The organism is Pseudomonas sp. Sample_23, from assembly GCF_004307595.1.
Lineage (GTDB): Bacteria > Pseudomonadota > Gammaproteobacteria > Pseudomonadales > Pseudomonadaceae > Aquipseudomonas > Aquipseudomonas atacamensis.
Genome location: NZ_RCNX01000047.1, coordinates 111,366 through 131,052, shown reverse-complemented (window position 1 = coordinate 131,052; position 19,687 = coordinate 111,366). Strand labels below are relative to the sequence as shown.

Genomic DNA, 19,687 nt, shown 5'->3' with positions numbered 1-19,687 from the left:
AGCAGGCTCGCTCCCACATTTGGAATGAGTATTCCTGTGGGAACGAGCCTGCTCGCGGCGGTCTACCCGCCTCTGACTAAATCCGGCCCTCAGGCGCATACGGCGCCGGATCAATAATCGGCGCCCGCCCCAGCATCACGTCAGCAAATAGCTGACACGATGCCGGCGCCAGCACCAGCCCGTTGCGGTAATGCCCGCAGTTCAGCCACAACCCTTCGAATCCCGGCACCCGGCCAATAAAGGGAACCCCTTCCGGCGACCCCGGCCGCAACCCGGCCCAGTGCCCGACCACTTCGGCATCCGCCAGCGCCGGCAACAATTCGATCGCCGAGGCCTTGAGGCTTTGCAGCGCTACATCGGTCGGGGTCTTGTCGTAGCCTTCGTGCTCCAGCGTGCTGCCGATCAAAATGTGACCGTCGCGACGCGGGATCGCATATCGCCCCTTGGCCAGCACCATGCTCGGCAGGAAATCAGCCGCGCACTTATAGAGAATCATCTGGCCTTTGACCGGCTCGACCGGCAGCGTCAGGCTCAGCGTCTGGAGCAGATCACCGCTCCACGCCCCCGCTGTCAGCACAATCTGATCGCCGTTGATCACGCCCGTCGGAGTCTGCACGCCGACCACGCGCTCGCCCTCGCGGACGAAGCCACTGACTTCGCATTGCTCATGAATCGTCACATTCGGCAGCGCCAGCAGCGCGGCTTTCAGCGACTTGACCAGCCGTGGATTGCGCACGTTGGCGACATCGGCCATGTAGATCGCCCGGCTGAAACCGCTGCCGAGCACCGGCACCGCGTCATGTGCCGCCGAGATATCCACAGCCCGCAGCGGCCGATTTTCCCGCTCGGCCCAGGCCAGGGCTGCGGTTTCATCGTCCAGATCCAGCCAATACAGGCCAGTGGTGTGCACCTCAGGATCAACCCCCGTGTCAGCAAACAAGCGCTGGCCGAGCTGTGGATAAAAGTCCTGCGACCAATGCGCCAGCGCGGTGACTGCCGGACTGTAGCGCCATGGGTATAACGGCGAGACGATGCCGCCGCCAGCCCAGGACGATTCCTGGCCGACATTCGAGCGATCCAGCAGCACCACGCTGCGCACTTCGGAGGCGAGATTGTAGGCAGTGAGCAGGCCAATCACCCCGCCGCCGACAATCACCACTTGCTGTTGCCTGGTCATGTTTGATCCAACCGTAAAAAGACAGTGGGCGCAAAAGGCGCCCGAAAAAGAGTGCGTCAGCGGCCCCAGCAATCCTTGGCGGTCACTCCGGTGGTCGCGTTGTTCATGCTTCGCACGCCAGTGTTGGTCAGGGTGAAATCCCCGCATTTGTCGGTCGCCATGGCCGAGCCGGTTTTACGCACCGCAGTCAGCACAAAGGTCTGGTCGGTCAGCGTCGGGGTGATGGTGTAGAAATCATTGCCCGTGCTCAGTCCGGTGACGCCGGTGTAGACATTGTTGCGGGTGTAGAAACGCTCGAGGGTCTGCGCCTGCTCCGAGAGCAGCGAAACCACTTCGGCGCGACGGCCCTTCTTCACGTATTCGTTGTAGCTGGGGATGCTGATGGTGAGGATGATCCCGATAATCGCGATGACGATCATGATCTCGATCAGGGTAAAACCTCGGCTGGTTCTGCGCATGCCTCAAATTCTCGCTTACTGGATTTGTCGCCACATGATACGACGGCTGCCGCCGCCACCCTTTTCCACAATGACCGTGACCGCGCCGCTGGTGTCAGTGGTGCCCTTGCGCTCGCCGTTAGCGGAGATGAAGTTCAGGGTCGGAATGCCGCCGGTAAAAATCACGCCGCTGGATATCGTATCGTTGCTGTCGACCAAACGGTCGCCGGTGGTGTCGATCACGGCGTAGTTGAGCATCTTACCGTTGAACGCATCCAGTTCGACCAGTCTGCCCGTACCAAAGCTCGAACACGGGTCGGTGGTATCGACGCTGGCAGTAGTGAAAACAACTCGCCCCAACACAAGACTGGCCTGATTGATTACGCGCTCGCCGGTCAGCACGTTGTTGTACACCAGCGGCAGATACCAGCCTTTTTCTCCCGGATAGGTCGTTTCATTCTGGCTGGTGGTCAGGAACTGCCCGGAACTGCCGGAGAACGAACCGGTTATCGCCTGTGCTTGCAAACTGCTGACGGTGATTTGGCCGGCCCCACCCTCTGCATCCCAGATTGAATAGAACGCCTGCAGATCCTTGTTGGTCTTGTCGGCGGTTTCGTTGAACTTGCCGGTGCCAAAGAACACCTGCTTGCCGCCCTGTGGGTTGTCCGCCAGCAGCGGTTGCGCAGTGATCGGCTGCGTTGCCCCACCCGGGGCGGTGAACAAAGGTTTGCCGGCAAACGCCACGCCCCAGTTTTCTGCCCCGGGTGCGCTCAAGTCGAATTTCCACATACGCCCCTTCAGGTCACCAGCGTAGGCAGCCTGCACCACGTTCGAGGAATTGACCCTGAGTTTTACCGAAGACAGACCGTTAGTGGTTTCCGTGCTGTCGATGACGATTTTCCTGATCAGCGAACCATCCATTGCATCCAGTACATACAAAGCCGCAACCCCCGAATTGCTGCCGTAACCATTGGCGATGAATGTCGCCCAGCGACCATTGGCCAAGCGTGCCACTTCCGGACGGGCGTAGGCGTAACCCAGATCATTGAAAGCATTCGACGCATTGGCCATAGCCGGCGCACTGACTTCCCACAGTGCCTTGATCACGTTGCCTGCCGAGGCATCGAACAGTTGCAGTCCGTAGAAGGTTTTGCCACCGGCCCCCGTTCCGCCAATGGCCAGCGTTCTCCAGGTGGTGCCGGCCTGCGCATCGAACACGCCGACCTGACCGTCCACGAGAAACTTGTGGCTGACGCCGTTGACGTAATTGGTATCCGCAATCAGCCGCAATGAAGGCAGCACGCTGGAGGGCATGTAGGCATAACGGCGGGTGCCGTTCGTCGAATTGATCACATTGACGAAACCGTCGTTGGCGTTCACCACCAGACTGGTATTCATGTTCGCAGCCTTGGTCGTCAGGTAGTTGGTGTAACTGCTGTCATCCGTCAAGTCGGATGCGGTCTTGTCCGAAGGCGACGCGAGCACCAGCGGCGAATTGATGATATCGCCCAGCAGCGCAGTGCGCACTTTGAGCCCGGCCCTGTTGGTCCCTTTGCTCCACTCCACCAGTTCAGTGCCGCTGACACCGGTGGGCAGGCCCTGATTCAGCGTGTTCTGCTGGGCTGGGGAAAAGCTGCCGAATGCCAGAGCAATGGGCGTGTTGCTCAAGGTGTTCCATGACTGGAAAGTCGGCGCTGTAGCAGAGGGCACGATGGTGGTGTCGGTCGACCATTGCGCCGTCGAGGTATTTACCGTGCCGGTCGAGGTAAAGCCGAACGACCTGATCGTGCCGCGCCAATCCTTGGGATCGTAAGTGGTCTGGTAGAAACTGCTGCCACTGGTCAACGTACTGCTGCTGGCAACACCGGCACCACCGGAGCCGGCCTTGGAAGTGATATCGCTCAGTGCCGACGATAACGCCGCATTGAGCCCGGAGCTGTCGGTCGCCTGGTAATACCTGCCCTGCCCGTAACTGGCGGCGTCGGACAACATATCGTTATCCGCAGCGAAACCCACGGTGTAGGTGTTCATGTTCTGCCGGGGAAAATCTACCGCGTTCCAGCTCTTGCCGGCGGCGTCGGTGCCGGTCGAACGCATGTCGATGTCGAAGGCGAATTTGGCGATGTCATCCAGATACAGCGTGTCACCTTCGCCGTCACCGTTGAGGTTGTCGCCATCGTTATTCACGCCATCCCAGTTCGGTAAGCGACTGCCTGCCAGCGGATCGTTGGTCGGGAAGGTACGGTCATAGGTCGGCAAGCCATCGGTAATCACCACGCCGTAGTTTTTCTGGCAGCGGTATTGAATCGGACTGGTATAGGTCGCCGGTGTGCCGTTGTAGTAAGGCGCCAAGCCACGCATGTAGCGCGTGACTTCGTAATAGCTCTCGGCCAATGGCGTGTTGGCCACGGCGTTCAAGCCGTTGATCGATGAAATCAGCGCGTTGTAGTTGGTGTCTGCCTGGGCCTGGGTGACGCTGCCCGCGACGGGTGACAAATCGGTGATCGAGCGAGCGATGAAACCGCCGTTGCCCGGGTTGCTGCTGGTCGCCGGATTGAATGTCGACAGGCCCATGCGCAAGGTGCGGTTGCTGCTCACCAGTGCAGTGGAAACGTTGCGCGCCACGTTCATCCGGTAATCGTTGGGGATCGCCCCCGTGGTGAAGTCGCGGGTGCCGTTGCTGTTGGCGAGGCTGACTATGTAGGAAATGTAATCGGCGGAATACCGAGTGTTCTCGTTGCCTACGGGGTCGGGCAGTTTCAGGCACAAGGGCGCCACGCTGTTGTTGTAGAACGCATAGGCGCCTCCCGAGCAACCGGAAGTTGGCAGGCTCGATAGAAACACTGTGTCGCCAGTAATCTGCGGCGCGTTGAGTGCAGAGCACAAGCCGAGGAAAGCATTGCACTGCCGGGCGGGAGTGCGGTTGACGTTAGGGTTGAATTCGGCGGCGTAGATGATGCTGTTCATGCTCCCCGAATCATCGATCAGCAGCATCACGTTCGGCGCCACCGCTGCCGCGCTCAGCAATGGCGAATCAGACGGCGTGAATGCCCAGGCCGGCGCCGCCAGGTAGCAACTCAGCAGCATGCCGACCAGCAGCGACAGGCCGCGCTCAATACTTCGCATAGACACTCTCCACCACGCTACGCGAATTGCCGGCGATGCCGACCGCAGTCACTCGATACAAGGTTGCCGAGGTGTTACTCGGCACGTTCACCGCCGTCAGGGTCGTGCCGATGTTCTGCACGCCATAAAAGCCATTACCGGCAGCGATCCACGTCACCCCGGAGGTCGAATTGAAACCTGCCGAGCTGACCGATGACGATTCCGCCGGCGGCAGACATTGGCTCGTGCCGCTGCACACCGCCAACGAATAACTGTCCAGTTGTACTGCGCTTTCGCCCACACGCAACGCCGCTTCGGCCGCCTGAAACGATTGATTGCGCAAGCTGACGCTGCCGGCCATTTTCTCTTGCAGGTTGGCGCTCTGCATCGAGGACAAACCGATCAATGTCAGCAACAGCAGAAACACCAGACTGACCAACAAGACCATGCCGCGCTGTGCCTGACGTTGTTGCAAGGAAATCCTCATCGCCGCCCCCTCATGGCAAGCGGTTGCGCAATGCCGCAACCACGTTGAAGGTTTGATTGCGCACCCGATTGTTCGGGTCGGTGAGGGTCAGGCTCAGGCGCACGCTGCGGATGCGCGCGGGATCGCCAGGGTTGCTGCTGTAGGTCGAGGCTGCGACGTCGGTCGCCGAACTGGCCAGACCGAATGTGACGTTGAAGGCGCTGACATTATTGACCAGCACTTGCTGCGCCGGATTGCCGCTGCCAGTGCCCATGAGGATCTGGTTATTGCTGAAGCTGTAGATCAGGCGCCGGATCGGGAACGCGATCTGCCCCGTGGTCGGGCTGCGCAATCCGCTGTAGGCGACCGCGCTGTTGCGGCAATCGGAAATCACCGTCCAGGTCGGCGTCCCCCCGCCGCTGCCGACATCGGCAGTGACTATGGTCAGCTTGAGACTGGCGTTATCCCAGTTGATCGGGATGAGTTGCGCGGTGTTGAAATCCCCTGCAGAACTGGAGTCGACGATGGTGCCGAGGCAGCCGAACATGCCGACCATACGAATTTCCTGAATCATTTTGCTGAGAACGAAGCGCGCGTCTTCCTGCATCGCTGCGGCGCTGTTCTGACTGACGTAAGTGTTTTTTGCGGCGATGAAAATCTGTACCACACCAAGCACGACGATCAGCCCCAAAGCCAGAGCAATCAGCAACTCGATCAGGCCGAAACCACGGCTGGTGTGCTTCATGGTGTGGCCACCGGATCGACCGCCGCCCGGCTGGTCAGGACGAAACTGCGCTGGGCACTGGCAGCGTTCGCCGCGCGCGCATCGCTCCAGGTAATGGTGATGGTGTAGACCCGTTGATTGAGGGTGATGCTGCCCGTCGCGGTCGGACCGCCGAAGTTGGCGATGTTGGTGGTGAAATCGTAGAGATCCTGGTCCCGCGCATTATTGAAATTGCCCGAGGTCGGTGGCGTAACGGTGTAGTTGGCGCCGGAATTGGCGCGGATGCGATCCATCATGTCATAGGCGATGAAGCTGGCCTGACTGGTCATCCGCGAACTGTCGGTGTACTTCAGCGCATTGAGCTGCACCGCCGCTGCGCCCAACAGCCCGACGGTGAGAATCAGCAGCGCGACCAGCACTTCGATCAGCGTCATGCCCTCCTGTGCGTTTTTGCTCCCTGCCCTCATCCGCAATTTCCACCCAGTTGAATGCGTCCGTTCAAACACACGTTCAGCGTCCTGCTTTGCGTGCCCAGCGTGTAACCGATGACCACCGCCATCGACGGTGCCGCCAGACCACCAAGATTGTTGAAATCCAGTGCGGTCACTCCTGAGGGTAGCGTCAGAGTCGCGCCACTGCTCATCGCTGGAACAACCCGCAACACATTGGCCGGATTGCCAGTACTGTCGTAGACCGCCAGCTCACCGGTCCAGACACTGCCGCCGGCGGTCGGACGCAGACGCGTGGTCACGCCGCGATTGATTGCCTCGAGGCGAGCGAAATTGATCGCGCGCTGCAAGTCGCCGACTTCGGTATCCGCCCTGCTGCTCTGGATCGTACGGGTAAAGGCCGGCACCGCCAGCGTGATCAGTATCAGGAACACCGCGATGGCGACCAGCAACTCGACCAGCGTGAAACCTTTTGTACGAAGATCCATCGGTGCCCTCCGTTGCCGTCGGCTATACCTGCTTTTACACGCTAGAACATTCGCTCGGCACGCGCCGACTGATTTGCCCTGCGCGGCGCACGGATTGCGCTGCTCATACCATTCCACGGAGGGATTTTTCATGCCGCAACACGGTTTCAGCCTGATTGAACTGCTTATGGGACTGGCGATTGGCGCAATTGTTCTGCTGCTGGTCAGCCCGGCGTTCGCCGCGCTCAAGCAAGCGACTCAACGCGACCACGCAGCGCAGTCGCTGCTCGAAGGCATCCGCCACGCTCGCACACTGGCCATCACGCACAATCAGAGCGTGGTGATCCATGGCATCGACGGTGACTGGAGTCAGGGTTGGCGGATCATTCTGGATCGAAGCGGTAGGGGGCCGGAGGACAGCAGCAATCCGCTGCTGGTGGAGCGCGCCAGTGAGGCGAAAGTGCCGATTGTCGGCAACTGGTGGGTGAGCCGCTATGTGCGGTTCAGTCATCTGGGGCAGCCACTGATGCCGGGGCGGCGATTTCAGGCGGGGACGATACACATCTGCTCGCCGCGCGAACCGGTCAGCCAGCGGCAGATCGTGCTGGCGGCGACCGGTCGCGTGCGCCTGGGCAGTCAGGAAACCGAGCAGGCGCTGTGCGACAAAGGCAGAAGCGTCAGATCGAACGGACGCGCAGCTCTTTCGGCATCGAGAACGTGATGTTCTCCTCACGGCCAGCCAGCTCGTCGGCACCGGTCGCACCCCAGGCCTGCAATTGCTGGATCACGCCCCGGACCAGCACTTCCGGCGCCGAGGCGCCAGCGGTAATGCCGATGCGCTCGACGCCGTCGAACCAGCTCTGTTGCAGGTCCTCGGCACCGTCGATCAGGTACGCCGGAGTCGCCATGCGCTCAGCCAATTCGCGCAGACGGTTGGAGTTGGAACTGTTCGGGCTGCCGACCACCAGCACCACGTCGCACTCGTCGGCCAGTTGCTTGACGGCGTCCTGGCGGTTTTGTGTGGCGTAGCAGATGTCGTCCTTGCGCGGGCCACCGATGGCCGGGAAGCGCGTGCGCAGGGCATCGATCACACGGCTGGTGTCGTCCATCGACAAGGTTGTCTGGGTGACGAAAGCGAGTCTTTCCGAATCGCGCACCTGCAGTGCGGCCACGTCCTTTTCGTCTTCAACGAGGTAGATCGCGCCGCCATTGCTGGCGTCGTACTGACCCATGGTTCCTTCGACTTCCGGGTGACCGGCGTGGCCGATCAGGATGCATTCACGACCGTCGCGGCTGTATTTGGCGACTTCGATGTGCACCTTCGTCACCAGCGGGCAGGTTGCATCGAAGACTTTCAGGCCACGACCTGCAGCTTCATTGCGCACGGCTTGGGAAACACCGTGGGCGCTGAAGATGACGATCACGTCATCGGGCACCTGATCGAGCTCTTCGACGAAAATCGCGCCACGGCTGCGCAGGTCTTCGACGACGAACTTGTTGTGCACCACTTCGTGACGCACATAGATCGGTGGCCCGAAAACTTCCAGGGCGCGGTTGACGATTTCGATCGCCCGGTCCACACCGGCGCAGAAGCCACGGGGGTTGGCGAGTTTGATTTGCATGCTGTGCCTCGTGTCTTGCGCGCGAAAACAATGGAAAACAGACTGTGGAGACCTGCTTGTTGTGGCGAGGGAATTCATCCCGCTCGGCTGCTTAGCAGTCGTGGACCGTCAACGGACTTGTCTCAGAATCCGTTGACTGGTCTGGGGGCGCTTCGCACCCCAGCGGGATAGGTCCCCTCGCCACAGAAGCTCACTCCTGCATTTTTAGATCGCTTTGACGGAAATGATTTCCACGTCAAAGGTCAGCGTCTTGCCCGCCAGCGGGTGGTTGAAGTCGACGGTCACTTGCGTGTCGTCGAATTCCTTCACCACACCTGGCAATTCAGTATTGGCCGCATCGTTGAAGATCACCAGCAGACCCGGCGACAACTCCATGTCGGTGAACTGCGAACGCGGGATGGTCTGCACGTTCTGCGGGTTCGGCTGACCAAAAGCGTTTTCCGGCTCGACGGTCAGGGTGCGCTTGTCGCCGGCCTTGAAGCCGAACAGTGCGGCTTCGAAGCCCGGCAGCAGGTTGCCATCGCCGACCTTGAACGTCGCCGGGGCCTTGTCGAAGGTACTGTCGACGGTGTCACCGTTTTCCAGGCGCAAAGCAAAGTGCAGCGTAACTTCGGTGTTCTGGCCGATGCGTTGCTCAGTCGATAGCGGTTCAGTCATGAGCAGCCTCTTCGGTTTTCTTCGATTTGAACATGTCCAGTGCCAGCATGATCGCGCCAACGGTGATCGCGCTGTCGGCAATGTTGAACGCCGGGAAATACCAGCGGTTCTGCCAGTGCACCAGAATGAAGTCGATCACATGGCCCAGGGCAATGCGGTCATACAGGTTGCCCAGCGCGCCACCCAGCACCAACGCCAGGGCGACGGCCAGCCAGGTGTCGTTGCGACCCAGACGCTTGAGCCAGACCACCAGCACGGCACTGACCACAATCGCGATCAGGGCAAACAGCCAGCGCTGCCAGCCGGAGCTGTCGGCGAGGAAGCTGAAAGCAGCGCCAGTGTTGTAGGCCAGGGTCCAGCTGAACAGATCGGGAATGATCACGATCTGCTGGAACATTTCGAGCTTGGCTTCGAAGTAGAACTTGCTGGCCTGGTCAATGACCAGAACCAGCAAGCTCAACCACAGCCAGCTCAGCCGTCCGAAACGGCCAATGGCATCAGGCATAGTGACGAACCTCGCCAGCACCGCTGATGTTGTCGACGCAACGCCCGCAGATTTCCGGATGCTCCGGGTTCACGCCGACGTCTTCGCGGCAATGCCAGCAACGCGCGCATTTCGGGAACGCCGATTTGACGATCTTCAGTTTCAGACCGCTGACTTCGGTGGCCACTGCATCGGCCGGAGCCTGAACGAACGGTGCAACGCTGGCAGTCGAGGTGATCAGGACAAAGCGCAGCTCGTTGCTCAGCTTGGCCAGATCGGCGCTCAGCGCCTCTTCGGCAAACAGCGTCACTTCGGCCTGCAGGTTGCCACCGACGGCTTTCGCCGCACGCTGGATTTCCATCTCTTTGTTGACCGCGACCTTCACTTCCATGATGCGATCCCAGTAGGCGCGACCCAGCTCGAAGCCTTCCGGCAGCTCGGTCAGGCCTTCGTACCAGGTGTTGAGCATGACCGACTCGTTACGCTCGCCCGGCAGGTATTGCCACAGCTCGTCAGCAGTGAACGCGAGGATCGGCGCGATCCAGCGCACCAGCGCTTCAGAGATGTGGAACAGCGCGGTCTGGCACGAGCGACGGGCCTTGCTGTCGGCACCGGTGGTGTACTGGCGGTCCTTGATGATGTCGAGGTAGAAACCGCCCAGCTCCTGCACGCAGAAGTTGTGGATCTTCGAGTAGACGTTCCAGAAACGGTATTCGCCGTAGTGCTCTTGCAACTCGCGTTGCAGCAGCAGCGTGCGATCCACCGCCCAGCGATCCAGCGCCAGCATGTCTTCAGCCGGCAACAGGTCGGTGGCCGGGTTGAAACCGGTCAGGTTGGAAAGCAGAAAGCGCGCGGTGTTACGGATACGACGATAGGCATCGGCGCTGCGGGTCAGGATCTGATCCGACACAGCGATTTCGCCAGAGTAGTCGGTCGACGCGACCCAAAGACGCATGATGTCGGCGCCCAGCGTATCGTTGATCTTCTTCGGCTCAATCACGTTTTTCAGCGATTTGGACATCTTGCGGCCGGACTCGTCGACGGTGAAGCCGTGCGTCAGCAGCTCGCGATATGGCGCGTGGTTGTCGATGGCGCAACCGGTCAGCAACGAGGAGTGGAACCAGCCACGGTGCTGGTCGGAACCTTCCAGGTACAGGTCGGCACGCGGGCCGCTCTCGTGGCCCATCGGGTGCGAACCGCGCAGGACGTGCCAGTGCGTGGTGCCCGAGTCGAACCAGACGTCGAGGGTGTCGCTGATCTTGTCGTACTGCGGCGCTTCATCGCCAAGCAGTTCGGCGGCGTCGAGTTTGAACCAGGCTTCAATCCCTTCGACTTCAACGCGTTTGGCGACTTCTTCCATCAGCTCGACGGTACGCGGGTGCAGCTCGCCGCTTTCCTTGTTGAGGAAGAACGGGATCGGCACGCCCCAGTTGCGCTGACGCGAGATGCACCAGTCCGGACGATTGGCGATCATCGAGTGCAGGCGCGCCTGGCCCCAGGCCGGAACGAACTTGGTGTCTTCGATGGCTTTGAGCGAGCGCACGCGCAGGGTGTCGCCGCTGGTTGGCTCCTTGTCCATGCCGATGAACCACTGCGCAGTAGCGCGATAGATCAGCGGGGTCTTGTGGCGCCAGCAGTGCATGTAGCTGTGTTCGATGACGGTGGTGTGCATCAGCGCACCGACTTCGGTCAGTTTTTCCACGATGGCCGGGTTGGCCTTCCAGATGAACTGGCCGCCGAAGAATTCCAGCGACGGCACGTACACGCCGTTGCTCTGTACCGGGTTGAGGATGTCGTCGTTGACCATGCCGTATTTCTTGCAGGTCACGAAGTCGTCCACGCCGTAGGCCGGGGCGGAGTGAACCACGCCGGTGCCAGCGCCCAGCTCAACGTAGTCAGCCAGGTACACCGGCGACAGACGATCGTAGAACGGGTGACGGAAGTTGATCAGCTCAAGTTCTTTACCGGTGGTGGTGGCGATGACCGAACCTTCCACGCCGTAGCGCGCCAGGCAGGCTTCGACCAGCTCTTCAGCCAGCACCAGCAGCTTGTCGCCGATATCGACCAGGGCATAGTTGAATTCCGGGTGCACGTTCAGCGCCTGGTTGGCCGGGATGGTCCACGGGGTGGTGGTCCAGATCACGATGGCAGCAGGTTTGCTCAGCGACGCCAGACCGAACGCGGCAGCCAGTTTGGCCTCGTCAGCGATCGGGAATGCAACGTCGATGGTCGAGGACTTCTTGTTCTCGTACTCGACTTCCGCTTCAGCCAGAGCCGAACCGCAATCGAAGCACCAGTTCACCGGCTTGAGGCCCTTGAAGACAAAGCCACCCTTGACGATTTCGGCGAGGGCGCGGATTTCACCGGCCTCGTTCTTGAAGTCCATGGTCTTGTACGGGTTGGCGAAGTCGCCCAGCACGCCGAGACGGATGAACTCGGACTTCTGCCCTTCGATCTGCTCGGTGGCGTAGGCACGGCACAGCTCGCGGGTCTTATCCGCGCCGAGGTTCTTGCCGTGGGTCACTTCAACCTTGTGCTCGATCGGCAGGCCGTGGCAGTCCCAGCCCGGGACGTACGGCGCGTCGAAACCCGACAGGGTTTTCGAGCGGATGATCATGTCCTTGAGAATCTTGTTCAGTGCGTGACCGATGTGGATCGTGCCGTTGGCGTACGGAGGGCCGTCGTGCAGGACGAACTTCGGACGATCCTTGCCAATCTCGCGCAACTTTCCGTACAGGCCAATACTGTCCCAGCGCTGCAGGATCTGCGGTTCGCGCTGTGGCAGGCCGGCCTTCATTGGGAAGGCGGTGTCCGGAAGGTTTAGCGTGGCTTTATAGTCGGTCATTTAAGGCTCTTCATTAGCGATGGGCGCTAGGTGCGGCTAGTGCACGGGCGGTGGCGACATCCGCATTGATCGCCGTTTTCAATGCCTCCAGAGAGGCGAAGCGCTGCTCTTCACGCAGCTTTTGGTGGAAAACCACCGTCAAACGCCGGTCATACAGATCGCCGGCAAAATCTAACAGATGGACCTCGAGGTGGGCTTTGCCATCCCCTTGCACCGTAGGGCGCACGCCGATATTGGCGACGCCGGGCCAGGTCTTGCCGTCGATGTCGACATTCACCAGATACACCCCGGTAAACGGCACGCGACGACGCTTGAGTTGAATGTTGGCAGTGGGCGTGCCCAGTTGCCGGGCCAGTTTCTGCCCATGCAGCACGCGACCGGCGATGCGGTACGGACGGCCGAGCAAGCGTTCGGCCAAGGCAAAATCGGCCGCAGCCAAGGCGTTGCGCACCTGCGTGCTGCTGACGCGAATGCCGTCCAGCTCGACGGTTTGCGCAGCTTCGACAGTGAAACCGTGAACCTGCCCGGCCTGCATGAGGAAATCGAAATCGCCGAGGCGGTCGCAACCGAAACGGAAATCGTCACCGACCTCCAGATGCTGCACGCCAAGGCCATCGACCAGAATGGTATCGACGAACTCACTGGCGCTGAGCTTGCTCAGCCGCTGGTTGAACGCCAGGCACAGCACCCGGTCGACGCCTTCAGCGGCCAGTAATTGCAGCTTGTCGCGCAACCGCGCCAGACGTGCCGGTGCGGTGTCGGGAGCAAAGAACTCCCGTGGCTGCGGCTCGAAAATCACCACGCAGCTGGGTACGCCCAACTCGAGCGCACGCTCACGCAGCCGGGCCAGGATAGCCTGGTGACCACGGTGAACACCGTCAAAGTTGCCAATAGTGGCGACGCAGCCCCGATGCTGGGGGCGCAAGTTGTGGAGGCCTCGAACCAGCTGCATAACGCGCTTCTTGCTCATAAAGTGGTCGATTATAACCACACCCGACGGCCGACGACAGGCAACACCGTAACGCAAAGTGAACGAGCCGACAAAACCGCCGGCCCGTGCCTGTTTATAAAGACTGAAACCTCAGCTCAAGGCTTTGCGATTGAAGTCGCGCAGGCGGAAACCCAGCAGCAGCAACATACCGAAATACGCCACCACGCCAGCAACCACCAGCGCGCCCAGCCGCAGGAAGCGCTCGAGCATATGCCCCTCATCCCACGCGGGCATGAAATGCATGCAGGCCAGCAACACCGCCGACATCACGGTCACTGCAACGACCAGCTTGAAACCGAATTTGCCCCAGCCCGGTTGCGGTTGATACATCTTTTGCTTGCGCAGCTGATAGAACAGCAGCCCGGCATTCAGGCAAGCACCGGCACTGATCGCCAAGGCAAGGCCGGCATGGGCCAGTGGGCCGATCAACGCCAAGTTGAACAACTGGGTACAGACCAGCGTGAAAATCGCGATTTTCACCGGGGTGCGAATGTTTTGTTGCGCATAAAAGCCCGGCGCCAGCACTTTGATCACGATAATCCCGAGCAGGCCGACAGAATAGGCAATCAGCGCACGCTGGGTCATCTCGGCATCAAAGCCACTGAACTGGCCGTATTGAAACAATGAAACCGTCAGCGGCTCGGCAAGAATCCCCAGTGCCAGCGCGCACGGCAGCACCAGCACAAAGCACAGGCGCAGCCCCCAATCGAGGATTCGCGAATACTCGTGGCGATCCTTGCTGGCGTAGGTCTTGGCCAGCGTTGGCAGCAGAATCGTCCCGAGAGCCACACCCAGCACACCCGACGGCAATTCCATCAAACGGTCGGCGTAATACATCCACGACACCGAACCTGCGACCAGAAACGAGGCGAAGATGGTGTTGATGATCAATGAAATCTGGCTGACCGACACGCCGAGAATCGCCGGCAGCATCTGCTTCATCACCCGCCACACGCCGCTGTCGCGCAGGTTCAGGCGTGGCAGCACGAGCATGCCGATCTTTTTCAGGTGCGGCAGCTGATACAGCAACTGCGCCAGACCGCCGACCAGCACCGCCCAGCCAAGGGCCATGACCGGTGGATCGAAGTACGGCGTGAGGAACAGCGAAAACACGATCATGCTGACGTTGAGCAGAGTCGGCACGAAGGCCGGCACCGAGAAGCGGTTCCAGGTGTTGAGGATCGCGCCGGCCAGCGACGACAGCGAGATCAGCAATATATAAGGAAAGGTCACCCGCAACAGATCGGAGGTGAGCTGGAATTTCTCCGGGGTATCGGTAAAACCGGGCGCTGTGGCCCAGATCACCCAAGGGGCGGCGATCATGCCCAGCGCCGTCACCACCGCCAATACCAGCGTCAGCAGGCCCGACACATAGGCAATAAAGGTGCGCGTCGCCTCTTCGCCCTGCTGGCTTTTATATTCAGCCAGAATCGGCACGAACGCCTGGGAGAAAGCCCCTTCGGCAAAGATCCGCCGCAGCAGGTTGGGCAGTTTGAACGCAATAAAGAAGGCATCCGTGGCCATCCCGGCGCCGAATGTCCGCGCGATCAGCGTGTCACGAACAAAACCCAGAATCCGGGAAAGCATCGTGATAGAGCTGACGGCGGCCAACGATTTGAGCAGATTCATTGAGAGAGTTTGTGCCTGTCGATAAACAGCAGGCGAACAATGCGCCTACTTGTGCGATACTCCGCGCCGCAACAGCACAGAGCCAAAGCTCGCGAGTTTACAGGTCAAGCGCCGGAAATAAATATCCCGCCTCTTTATACCTACCACTTAGCGGAACGATTCAAGTGCCCTTGACAAGACAAGTCTTCATCGGCATGATTCGCGGCCTATTTTGTTTGCTATTTCCTAAAAAGTCTTTCGAGGAGCTCGACGGTGGCCAACTCACCTTCCGCCAAAAAACGTGCAAAACAGGCTGAGAAGCGTCGCAGCCACAACGCCAGCCTGCGTTCCATGGTTCGTACCTACATCAAGAATGTAGTTAAGGCCATCGACGCAAAAGACGCTGAAAAAGCTCAAGCTGCATACGTTCTGGCTGTGCCAGTTATCGACCGTATGGCCGATAAAGGCATCATCCACAAGAACAAGGCTGCTCGTCATAAGAGCCGTCTGAATGGCCACGTCAAAGCGCTGAAAGAAGCCGCTTAATCGACGTAGTCATTAAAAAACCGACCTCAGGGTCGGTTTTTTATTGCCTGTGATTTAACAAGCTACAGGCAAAAAAATGTGGGAGCGAGCCTGCTCGCGAATGCGATCTGCCAGTTGATATTTCTATCGACCGACATGACCTCTTCGCGAGCAGGCTCGCTCCCACAGTTCGGATTGATGACGCTTATTGCTGGACCGGCACCCACGGCAGGATCGGGATGGCCGTGACCGCATTCTGCGGACTGCCCTCGATCAAGCGATCGCTGTAGACCAGGTACACCAGCGTGTTGCGCTTCTTGTCGAGGAAACGCACCACCTGCATGGTCTTGAACACCAGCGAAGTGCGCTCCTTGAACACCTCATCGCCATCCTTCAGCTCACCCTTGAACTTGATCGGCCCGACCTGGCGACAAGCGATCGACGCCTCAGCACGATCCTCGGCCAGACCGAGACCACCCTTCACTCCACCAGTCTTGGCGCGTGACAGGTAGCAGGTCACGCCTTCGACTTTCGGATCGTCGAACGCCTCGACCACGATCCGGTCATTCGGCCCGACAAACTTGAACACCGTCGACACCTGACCGATTTCCTCGGCCGAGGCCAGCAATGGCATGGCCATCAGCAGGCCCAACAATCCTTTCGCTACACGCATCGAATTTTCCTTAGACCAGAATCAGGTTGTCACGGTGAACCAGTTCCGGCTCCGCCATGTAACCGAGCAAACCGACAATCGCATCCGACGACTGACCGATGATTTTTTGCGCTTCCAGGGCGCTGTAATTGGCCAGACCCCGAGCGATCTCCCGACCATCCGGCGCTACGCAGACGACCATCTCACCGCGACGGAAACTGCCTTGAACCAGCTTCACCCCCACCGGCAGCAGACTTTTGTTGCCCTTGGACAACGCCGACACCGCCCCCTCATCCAGCACCAGAGTGCCACGGGTTTGCAGGTGCCCGGCCAGCCACTGCTTGCGCGCCGCGAGCATGCCGCGCTCCGGCGATAGCAGCGTGCCGATGCGCTCGCCCGCCTTGAGACGATCAAGCACGCGCTCAAGGCGCCCGCCGACGATGATGGTATGCGCACCGGAACGCGCTGCCAGGCGCGCCGCGCGCAGCTTGGTCTGCATGCCGCCACGCCCCAGCGCACCGCCGGTACCGCCGGCGACCGCATCAAGCGTCGGATCATCGGCGCGCGCTTCATAAATCAGCTGCGCATCAGGATTGTTGCGCGGATCGGCGTCGAACATGCCGTCGCGATCAGTGAGGATCACCAGCAGATCGGCCTCGACCAGATTGGCCACCAGCGCCGCCAGCGTGTCGTTGTCGCCGAAACGGATTTCATCGGTGACCACGGTGTCGTTTTCATTGATCACCGGAATGACCTTCAGCTCGACCAGCGCACGCAAGGTACTGCGGGCGTTGAGGTAGCGCTTGCGGTCGGAGAGGTCGTCGTGGGTCAGGAGAATCTGCGCAGTGTGCCGGCCATGCTCGGCGAAGCTCGACTCCCACGCCTGCACCAACCCCATCTGACCGATTGCAGCGGCCGCCTGGAGCTCGTGCATGGCACTGGGTCGTGCGGTCCAGCCCAAGCGACTCATGCCGGCCGCCACCGCCCCGGAGGACACCAGCACCAGCTCGACGCCCGCCTCATGCAGCGCCACCATCTGCTCGACCCAGACACTCATTGCCGCGCGATCCAGCCCTTTGCCGTCAGCTGTCAGCAAAGCGCTGCCGATCTTCACGACCCAACGCTGCGCACCTGTCACCTTGCTCCGCATCATCTTCAACCTTAGCTTGAGGGCAGCGCGACCTGGCACTGCCCGTGACGTTAATCGTGGCGATTGCTGACCAACGATCGATTTCCGGATACTAAAACGCCGCTCGATTGAGCGGCGTTCAAGTTTATCGCAACGGATCAGTCACGCACGTAAATGATTTCCGGACCGTCTTCGTCATCCACATCTTCTTCGTCCCAGTCATCGTCGCCGATGTCATGGACCGACTTCACGCCGCTGCGACGCAGGGCACGCTTGTCATCCAGCGCCTGCAACTGCGCACGGGCTTCGTCTTCGATGCGCTGATCGAGATCGGCCAGCTCTTCCTTGTACGCAGGATCTGCGGCGAGGCGATCGGCACGATCTTCCATGTAACGCATGATGTCGTGGCACAGACGCTCGGTACCGATCTTGGCGATGGCCGAGATCACGTACACCGGACCGGTCCACTCCAGACGATCGACGATTTCCTTGACGCGAGCATCGTGCTCTTCTTCAAGGATCTGGTCGCACTTGTTCAGCACCAGCCAGCGATCACGCTCGGCCAGCGACGGGCTGAACTTGATCAGCTCGTTGACGATCACTTCAGCCGCGTCCGGAGCACTGGAATCATCCAGCGGCGCCATGTCGACGAGGTGCAGCAGCAGACGCGTGCGCGCCAGGTGCTTGAGGAAGCGAATGCCCAGGCCAGCACCGTCGGAAGCGCCTTCGATCAGACCCGGAATGTCGGCAATGACGAAGCTCTTCCAGCGATCGACGCTGACCACACCCAGGTTCGGCACCAGCGTGGTGAACGGGTAGTCGGCAACTTTCGGCTTGGCCGCCGAGACCGAACGGATAAAGGTACTTTTACCGGCGTTCGGCAAGCCCAGCAGACCGACGTCGGCCAGCACTTTCATTTCCAGTTTCAGGTCGCGCTGCTCGCCCGGCTTGCCCGGCGTGGTCTGACGCGGTGCACGGTTGGTACTGGATTTGAAACGGGTGTTGCCCAGACCGTGCCAGCCGCCCTGCACTACCATCAGTTTCTGACCGGCCTTGGTCAGGTCGCCGATGACTTCCTGAGTGGCAGAGTCGATCACGGTGGTGCCGACCGGCACGCGCAGGATCAGGTCTTCGCCCTTCTTGCCGGTGCAGTCGGTGCTGCCACCGTTGGAGCCACGCTCGGCATCGAAGTGACGGGTGTAACGGTAGTCGACCAGGGTGTTGAGGTTTTCGTCGGCCATCATGTAGATGGAACCGCCGTCACCGCCATCACCGCCGTTCGGGCCGCCGTTTTCAATGAATTTTTCCCGGCGGAAACTCATGGCACCGTTGCCACCGTCACCGGCCTTTACGCGAATCGATACTTCATCAACAAACTTCATAACCAACGCCTCTCGCCGTACGGACGAGCCGAAAAACAATCAAGACATAAGACTCTTGCAAAAATGAGCGCAGCGACCCCAAGACACGACCTGCATCGCACGCCGACAGCCCATACAAACAGCTTTGCAAGAGACTCACCCCACAAACGAAAAAGCCCCGTCGCAAGACAGGGCTTCTCCAGCGATCTCGCGATTAAGCCGCGATTACGCTCACGTAACGACGACCGAAGGCGCCCTTTACTTCGAACTTGATCACGCCTTCGATTTTAGCAAAGAGAGTGTGATCCTTGCCCATGCCAACGCCGTAGCCAGCGTGGAATTGGGTGCCGCGCTGACGCACGATGATGTTGCCGGCCTTGATGACCTGGCCGCCATACATCTTCACGCCAAGGCGTTTGGCTTCTGAGTCGCGACCGTTACGGGTACTACCACCAGCTTTTTTGTGTGCCATGAGTTCAATTCTCCTAGTGAGGAATTAGGCTGTAATTAAGCCTGAATACCGGTGATTTTGATCTCGGTGAACCACTGGCGGTGGCCCATACGCTTCATGTGGTGCTTACGGCGACGGAACTTGATGATGCGGACTTTATCGTGACGACCTTGGGAGATCACTTCAGCCTTGACGGTTGCGCCAGCAACAACTGGTGCGCCGATGTTCACGTCGTCGCCGTTGGCGACCAGCAGAACGCGATCAAAAGTCACGGATTCGCCAGTAGCGATTTCCAGTTTTTCGATCTTCAGGTATTCACCTTCAGCGACCTTGTATTGCTTACCGCCGGTAACGATTACTGCGTACATGGTATTTCTCCGATAATCCTGCTCACCCAGCTCTTTATAAGAAGAGGTATTGGCTGGCATGGCTGCATGGGGCTGGAACGGCCCAAGTGCAATTGCGTAAGGCAGGTGCTGCCCAGGAAGTTCAGGGTGCGCGATTGTACGCAAGCAATCTGCCTCGCGCAAGTGGCCG

Annotated in this window: 20 protein-coding genes; 2 read left to right on the top strand and 18 right to left on the bottom strand. The window is 59.9% G+C overall.

Annotated elements, in window-relative coordinates; all coding sequences use genetic code 11:
• Positions 1-76: 76 nt before the first annotated feature.
• The 7 genes from thiO to D8U82_RS12490 are packed head-to-tail and all read right to left on the bottom strand — an operon-like array spanning position 77 to position 6,846.
• Positions 77-1,177, bottom strand: a complete 1,101-nt coding sequence (gene thiO, locus D8U82_RS12520) for a glycine oxidase ThiO (protein ID WP_130902286.1) — start codon at positions 1,175-1,177, stop codon at positions 77-79.
• Between the two features lie 56 nt (positions 1,178-1,233).
• Entirely contained in the window at positions 1,234-1,635 is a 402-nt protein-coding gene (locus tag D8U82_RS12515) for a type IV pilin protein (RefSeq protein ID WP_130902285.1), read from the bottom strand.
• Positions 1,636-1,650: 15 nt separating this feature from the next.
• Entirely contained in the window at positions 1,651-4,740 is a 3,090-nt protein-coding gene (locus D8U82_RS12510; protein ID WP_130902284.1) for a PilC/PilY family type IV pilus protein, read from the bottom strand.
• Positions 4,727-5,206 carry a PilX N-terminal domain-containing pilus assembly protein gene (locus D8U82_RS12505; protein ID WP_016773134.1) on the bottom strand — a complete coding sequence of 160 codons (480 nt, stop codon included), beginning with the start codon at positions 5,204-5,206 and terminating at the stop codon, positions 4,727-4,729. The genes D8U82_RS12510 and D8U82_RS12505 overlap by 14 nt, the downstream gene beginning before the upstream one ends.
• A gap of 10 nt (positions 5,207-5,216) precedes the next feature.
• The gene (locus tag D8U82_RS12500) at positions 5,217-5,930 is read right to left on the bottom strand and encodes a prepilin-type N-terminal cleavage/methylation domain-containing protein (protein WP_110603163.1); all 714 of its coding nucleotides are present in this window, start codon (positions 5,928-5,930) and stop codon (positions 5,217-5,219) included.
• The gene (gene pilV, locus D8U82_RS12495) at positions 5,927-6,376 is read right to left on the bottom strand and encodes a type IV pilus modification protein PilV (RefSeq protein ID WP_110603161.1); all 450 of its coding nucleotides are present in this window, start codon (positions 6,374-6,376) and stop codon (positions 5,927-5,929) included. The genes D8U82_RS12500 and pilV overlap by 4 nt, the downstream gene beginning before the upstream one ends.
• Positions 6,373-6,846 carry a GspH/FimT family pseudopilin gene (locus D8U82_RS12490; protein ID WP_110603159.1) on the bottom strand — a complete coding sequence of 158 codons (474 nt, stop codon included), beginning with the start codon at positions 6,844-6,846 and terminating at the stop codon, positions 6,373-6,375. Before D8U82_RS12490 ends, pilV begins: the two co-directional genes overlap by 4 nt.
• Before the next feature lie 130 nt (positions 6,847-6,976).
• Here D8U82_RS12490 and D8U82_RS12485 point away from each other — a divergent pair, with 130 nt between their 5' ends.
• A complete protein-coding gene (locus tag D8U82_RS12485) occupies positions 6,977-7,546 on the top strand; it encodes a GspH/FimT family protein (protein WP_130902283.1) in 570 nt (189 codons plus the stop codon).
• Here D8U82_RS12485 and ispH read toward each other — a convergent pair.
• The 6 genes from ispH to murJ form a co-directional block, all read right to left on the bottom strand.
• Positions 7,503-8,447, bottom strand: a complete 945-nt coding sequence (ispH, locus tag D8U82_RS12480) for a 4-hydroxy-3-methylbut-2-enyl diphosphate reductase (RefSeq protein ID WP_130902282.1) — start codon at positions 8,445-8,447, stop codon at positions 7,503-7,505. The two genes, D8U82_RS12485 and ispH, sit on opposite strands and share 44 nt — an antisense overlap.
• 204 nt (positions 8,448-8,651) lie before the next feature.
• Positions 8,652-9,104 (bottom strand): FKBP-type peptidyl-prolyl cis-trans isomerase, encoded by a 453-nt coding sequence (gene fkpB, locus D8U82_RS12475; protein ID WP_016773128.1) that lies wholly within the window; start codon positions 9,102-9,104, stop codon positions 8,652-8,654.
• A complete protein-coding gene (gene lspA, locus D8U82_RS12470) occupies positions 9,097-9,609 on the bottom strand; it encodes a signal peptidase II (RefSeq protein WP_024014359.1) in 513 nt (170 codons plus the stop codon). The genes fkpB and lspA overlap by 8 nt, the downstream gene beginning before the upstream one ends.
• On the bottom strand, positions 9,602-12,433 hold the full coding sequence (ileS, locus tag D8U82_RS12465; protein ID WP_056790497.1) for an isoleucine--tRNA ligase: 2,832 nt from the start codon (positions 12,431-12,433) through the stop codon (positions 9,602-9,604). The genes lspA and ileS overlap by 8 nt, the downstream gene beginning before the upstream one ends.
• Before the next feature lie 13 nt (positions 12,434-12,446).
• Positions 12,447-13,385 carry a bifunctional riboflavin kinase/FAD synthetase gene (ribF, locus tag D8U82_RS12460; RefSeq protein ID WP_016773125.1) on the bottom strand — a complete coding sequence of 313 codons (939 nt, stop codon included), beginning with the start codon at positions 13,383-13,385 and terminating at the stop codon, positions 12,447-12,449.
• Between the two features lie 129 nt (positions 13,386-13,514).
• The gene (gene murJ, locus D8U82_RS12455) at positions 13,515-15,053 is read right to left on the bottom strand and encodes a murein biosynthesis integral membrane protein MurJ (protein ID WP_130902281.1); all 1,539 of its coding nucleotides are present in this window, start codon (positions 15,051-15,053) and stop codon (positions 13,515-13,517) included.
• A gap of 252 nt (positions 15,054-15,305) precedes the next feature.
• Here murJ and rpsT point away from each other — a divergent pair, with 252 nt between their 5' ends.
• Positions 15,306-15,578: a 30S ribosomal protein S20 gene (rpsT, locus tag D8U82_RS12445; RefSeq protein ID WP_003228351.1), complete on the top strand. Its 273-nt coding sequence runs from the start codon at positions 15,306-15,308 to the stop codon at positions 15,576-15,578.
• A gap of 184 nt (positions 15,579-15,762) precedes the next feature.
• On the opposite strand, the gene D8U82_RS12440 is transcribed toward rpsT, so the two are convergent.
• From D8U82_RS12440 to rplU, 5 genes are all read right to left on the bottom strand, one after another.
• Positions 15,763-16,230, bottom strand: coding sequence for a CreA family protein (locus D8U82_RS12440; RefSeq protein WP_039761698.1), 468 nt, complete (start codon positions 16,228-16,230; stop codon positions 15,763-15,765).
• A 10-nt stretch (positions 16,231-16,240) separates the two neighbouring features.
• Positions 16,241-17,359, bottom strand: a complete 1,119-nt coding sequence (gene proB, locus D8U82_RS12435) for a glutamate 5-kinase (RefSeq protein WP_039761700.1) — start codon at positions 17,357-17,359, stop codon at positions 16,241-16,243.
• Positions 17,360-17,496: 137 nt separating this feature from the next.
• On the bottom strand, positions 17,497-18,720 hold the full coding sequence (gene cgtA / locus D8U82_RS12430) for an Obg family GTPase CgtA (RefSeq protein WP_016773122.1): 1,224 nt from the start codon (positions 18,718-18,720) through the stop codon (positions 17,497-17,499).
• Between the two features lie 193 nt (positions 18,721-18,913).
• Positions 18,914-19,171 carry a 50S ribosomal protein L27 gene (gene rpmA, locus D8U82_RS12425; RefSeq protein ID WP_016773121.1) on the bottom strand — a complete coding sequence of 86 codons (258 nt, stop codon included), beginning with the start codon at positions 19,169-19,171 and terminating at the stop codon, positions 18,914-18,916.
• Positions 19,172-19,206: 35 nt separating this feature from the next.
• Positions 19,207-19,518 (bottom strand): 50S ribosomal protein L21, encoded by a 312-nt coding sequence (gene rplU / locus D8U82_RS12420; protein WP_007924746.1) that lies wholly within the window; start codon positions 19,516-19,518, stop codon positions 19,207-19,209.
• Positions 19,519-19,687 lie beyond the last annotated feature (169 nt).

Excerpts from the sequence above, each read along its gene's own strand:
- D8U82_RS12505 (WP_016773134.1), bottom strand. The coding sequence starts at position 5,206 with ATGAGGATTTCCTTGCAACAACGTCAGGCACAGCGCGGCATGGTCTTG.
- thiO (WP_130902286.1), bottom strand. The coding sequence starts at position 1,177 with ATGACCAGGCAACAGCAAGTGGTGATTGTCGGCGGCGGGGTGATTGGC.
- ribF (WP_016773125.1), bottom strand. The coding sequence starts at position 13,385 with ATGCAGCTGGTTCGAGGCCTCCACAACTTGCGCCCCCAGCATCGGGGC.
- ileS (WP_056790497.1), bottom strand. The coding sequence starts at position 12,433 with ATGACCGACTATAAAGCCACGCTAAACCTTCCGGACACCGCCTTCCCA.
- fkpB (WP_016773128.1), bottom strand. The coding sequence starts at position 9,104 with ATGACTGAACCGCTATCGACTGAGCAACGCATCGGCCAGAACACCGAA.
- murJ (WP_130902281.1), bottom strand. The coding sequence starts at position 15,053 with ATGAATCTGCTCAAATCGTTGGCCGCCGTCAGCTCTATCACGATGCTT.
- D8U82_RS12500 (WP_110603163.1), bottom strand. The coding sequence starts at position 5,930 with ATGAAGCACACCAGCCGTGGTTTCGGCCTGATCGAGTTGCTGATTGCT.
- pilV (WP_110603161.1), bottom strand. The coding sequence starts at position 6,376 with ATGAGGGCAGGGAGCAAAAACGCACAGGAGGGCATGACGCTGATCGAA.
- proB (WP_039761700.1), bottom strand. The coding sequence starts at position 17,359 with ATGCGGAGCAAGGTGACAGGTGCGCAGCGTTGGGTCGTGAAGATCGGC.
- ispH (WP_130902282.1), bottom strand. The coding sequence starts at position 8,447 with ATGCAAATCAAACTCGCCAACCCCCGTGGCTTCTGCGCCGGTGTGGAC.
- D8U82_RS12485 (WP_130902283.1), top strand. The coding sequence starts at position 6,977 with ATGCCGCAACACGGTTTCAGCCTGATTGAACTGCTTATGGGACTGGCG.
- lspA (WP_024014359.1), bottom strand. The coding sequence starts at position 9,609 with ATGCCTGATGCCATTGGCCGTTTCGGACGGCTGAGCTGGCTGTGGTTG.
- D8U82_RS12510 (WP_130902284.1), bottom strand. The coding sequence starts at position 4,740 with ATGCGAAGTATTGAGCGCGGCCTGTCGCTGCTGGTCGGCATGCTGCTG.
- rplU (WP_007924746.1), bottom strand. The coding sequence starts at position 19,518 with ATGTACGCAGTAATCGTTACCGGCGGTAAGCAATACAAGGTCGCTGAA.
- D8U82_RS12515 (WP_130902285.1), bottom strand. The coding sequence starts at position 1,635 with ATGCGCAGAACCAGCCGAGGTTTTACCCTGATCGAGATCATGATCGTC.
- rpmA (WP_016773121.1), bottom strand. The coding sequence starts at position 19,171 with ATGGCACACAAAAAAGCTGGTGGTAGTACCCGTAACGGTCGCGACTCA.
- D8U82_RS12490 (WP_110603159.1), bottom strand. The coding sequence starts at position 6,846 with ATGGATCTTCGTACAAAAGGTTTCACGCTGGTCGAGTTGCTGGTCGCC.
- cgtA (WP_016773122.1), bottom strand. The coding sequence starts at position 18,720 with ATGAAGTTTGTTGATGAAGTATCGATTCGCGTAAAGGCCGGTGACGGT.
- D8U82_RS12440 (WP_039761698.1), bottom strand. The coding sequence starts at position 16,230 with ATGCGTGTAGCGAAAGGATTGTTGGGCCTGCTGATGGCCATGCCATTG.